Origin of the sequence: Vibrio sp. 10N.261.54.E10, assembly GCF_002877735.2 — a bacterium.
GTDB classification, from domain to species: Bacteria; Pseudomonadota; Gammaproteobacteria; order Enterobacterales; family Vibrionaceae; genus Vibrio; species Vibrio crassostreae_C.
The window spans coordinates 1-3,047 of record NZ_MCXE02000013.1 but is presented as its reverse complement, the minus strand read 5'-3'; the positions used below and the strand labels follow the sequence as shown (position 1 = coordinate 3,047).

Annotated in this window: 1 protein-coding gene and 3 pseudogenes; 1 reads left to right on the top strand and 3 read right to left on the bottom strand. The window is 42.1% G+C overall.

What is annotated here, in order from left to right:
• Window positions 1-187: 187 nt before the first annotated feature.
• From BCU07_RS23525 to BCU07_RS23515, 3 pseudogenes are all read right to left on the bottom strand, one after another.
• A pseudogene (locus tag BCU07_RS23525) lies at window positions 188-546 on the bottom strand (winged helix-turn-helix domain-containing protein).
• A 128-nt stretch (window positions 547-674) separates the two neighbouring features.
• A pseudogene (locus BCU07_RS23520) lies at window positions 675-1,037 on the bottom strand (winged helix-turn-helix domain-containing protein).
• Window positions 1,038-1,256: 219 nt separating this feature from the next.
• Window positions 1,257-2,102 (bottom strand): annotated as a pseudogene (locus BCU07_RS23515) (helix-turn-helix transcriptional regulator).
• 96 nt (window positions 2,103-2,198) lie between these two features.
• Between BCU07_RS23515 and BCU07_RS23510 the strand changes: the two are divergent.
• A partial coding sequence (locus tag BCU07_RS23510) for an MATE family efflux transporter (protein ID WP_413286217.1) occupies window positions 2,199-3,047 on the top strand: 849 nt, incomplete at its 3' end.

Here is a 3,047-nt window from a genome sequence, read left to right as displayed (position 1 = left end):
ACTTCGTTCAGTTGAGGTAGGTGTTTAACCGTCACTGGAGCAGTTGATAAGTGTGGTTTTCGCATTTATCGTGAAACGCTTTCGCGTTTTTCGTGCGCCGCTTCACAACTCGAGTATGACAAATGGCCCTTTGTCGTTGGTCATCTGGAGGAAAGATCGACTACCAAGATCATAAAATAGAACAAAGTTAAGGTTGGAATACGTATCCTTCACCTGTAATCGTAATGATCAAACCGTCTCCGAATAACGATCTAATTTCAGATATTGCGACAATCACAGACGAGTTAGTCACTTTTTCGTTCTCCCAACCAATCTTTTTTAATTGGCCAACGCTGAATAATTCACCACGATGTCGATTCATAAATAGAATAATTTTTCGATAGGCTAACGGCAGCGTTGCTAACACATATCCATTTTCTACGTTTTTCGAATGAGCTTGGTGTGGAGTTCAACTATCTTACCATTGAGTTCAATTACTACGTTATTTTCAGAGTGGTTCGTTTCTAATGCAGGATAAAGTCCATTTTTATATAATTCCCTTACTATATAGCCAGCGACAAAGTCAGATTCGGTATTTTTTTTAATATAACGTCGCTTATAAGTGGACGTTTTAAAAATAACGATAATCAATGGAACTCGTACGGTAAAGAGATTAAATTTTTATTATTAAAATATTAACAGGATATCAATAGAGGATTATTTCTTTGCTCCATAACATAACCTTCATTTGAAACAGTTTGAATGCAGCGACAATCGAGAATCCTTCTGATCTCATAAATAGCGACAAGCACTGAGGCAGACGTGACAGCTTTACCAGCCCAGCCAACACTCTTCAAAATTTGCTTGCTGACCACTTGCCCTTTATTTTGGTATAGATAGAACAATACTTTACGGTGAGGTTCTGAGAGCGTCCCAATAATCGACCCGCAACCCCTGTTTTCTAACAATCTTAGTTCCTGATTGAAACTCTCTATTATTTAAAACAAGTTTGGACGGTAGCCCTGAAAATCACCTAATTCGTTGGTAAGTTGTTCCATATATACCTCGTATTGCATAAGTAGACGTATTCTTCAATGTTTACGATATTACATAATAGAGTAAAAATACTAAACTGATAAACATCTCAATACCGTACTTTTACTGCTTAGACCATTATTACACGCTGATACTGAACATCGCCTTATATCCTCGGGTAAAATAGTAGTCGCACAAATGTCTGATTTAGATTCCAAGACCCGGAACTGCAGACCAAAGGTCTAATCCGAGGTTTGATTACGCTTGCGATATTGACTTGGCGATAAACCAAAGTGCTTTTTAAAACGATGTGAGAAGTTGTAGGGATCTTTATAACCTAAACGGTTGGCAATCATAGATACCGACCAATCTTGCTGTTTCAACAAGCTGGTCGCTTTGTCCATTCTTAACTGAATCAATTTGCTGCGAGGAGAAACGTTAAACAGCGACTTGGTGACTCGGTTTAGCTGTTCTTCACTGATAAACACGCGCGATGCCATACCAGAAACAGTCCACGGCAGGTGCAGACTACTTTCAATCTCATTATAGAGCGCTTGAACACGTGCTGTGGTGCTAGTCGACTTAGGTTCAAAGCCAGTCAAGGTTCGAATAATCTCGCTCATCAGCAATTTTCTAAAACTGCCTCGACCTCCAATTTCAAAATGAACTAAGTTCATCAAGGACCAAATTTGTTCACACTCTCCGAAAGGTACAATACTCTGCCTAAGCTCGCAATATGTTGCCATTGCGGGTATCGGGCGTCAGCATCCAAGCCATTTTCCAATAGTTGTACTGAGGGTCAAGCTCGAAACGAAATGGCGTTTCCGCAGGAAGAACCACCAGCGTGCATGGCGTAATCGCTTGTACGAGGTTTCGGTTGTCAATATACCGCCCCCTTCTTGAGTAAAAATCAGCGTATGGACATTCACAGATTCGCGTTCAACCCAATACGCGTCATACAGCTTCGCCATACCACCCATGTAGACACCACAACTTTTCATCTCTGGGATTTCTTCAACGGTCAAAAAACGTTCTTTGCAATGCTCTGCGAGAAAAACATCATCTTGCCACGTTGATTTTGGATTCATTGTCTCAATGACAGATTCGCACAGGTTTTGTTGTTTTTTTAAACATGTTGTTACGTCGCTCAAATCACTATAGTTCTGCCATAAATCGGAGAGCTTATGACAACTAACATCAACCCTAACGCATCTATGAATAACAAGCCAAAGAGCATCTTACCTCGAATCATCAAACTTGGTTTGCCTGTTGCTTTGCAAAGTGCGCTTGTTGCTATTCTTGCCCTTGCTGACGTCTTAATGGTCAGCGATTTTGGCATGGAAGCAGCTGCTGCTGTGGGAATTGCATCAAAATGGCACTTCGTCGCTATTATGATTATGGCAGGGTTGGCCTCAGCAAACGGAACACTAGTCGCTCAATACTGGGGAAAGAATGACCCTAAAAGCGCGCGCACAGTATCATCCATCGCGATGGTATTTGGCTTAAAAGTTCTGCTGCCAGTTACTGCAATCATCACTCTTGGTTCTCAATTTTTAATGATGTTGCAAACCAGCGATCACACCGTGATTGAGCTTGGTGCTACGTACTTGTGGTATGGATTCCCTGTTCTACTTCTCACTCATATAGTCGTGGTGGTAGAAGCGAGCATGCGTTCCTCTGGTGACACAGTAACTCCGCTGTTGCTTGGTGGTGTGACTATTGCCCTCAATATTGCACTTAATTTTGTTCTCATTAAGGGTGCATTTGGTATTCCAGCAATGGGCGTTGCTGGTGCTGCACTAGCAACAACTTTAGCGCGATTGATTCAAGTGGGTTTGATGTATAGCTACATGCGTATACGTAAGCACTGGTTATTAACTACGCCAAGCTCACCACATCGTCCGTCGCTGTGGCTGTCTTACCGTCGTATTGCGTTACCCCTAACGATGAATGCCGTGCTGTGGGCAATGGGTACCATGGCATACCAAATGATCTTCGGTCACATGGGCACAACGGAACTTGCCGTGTTCTCA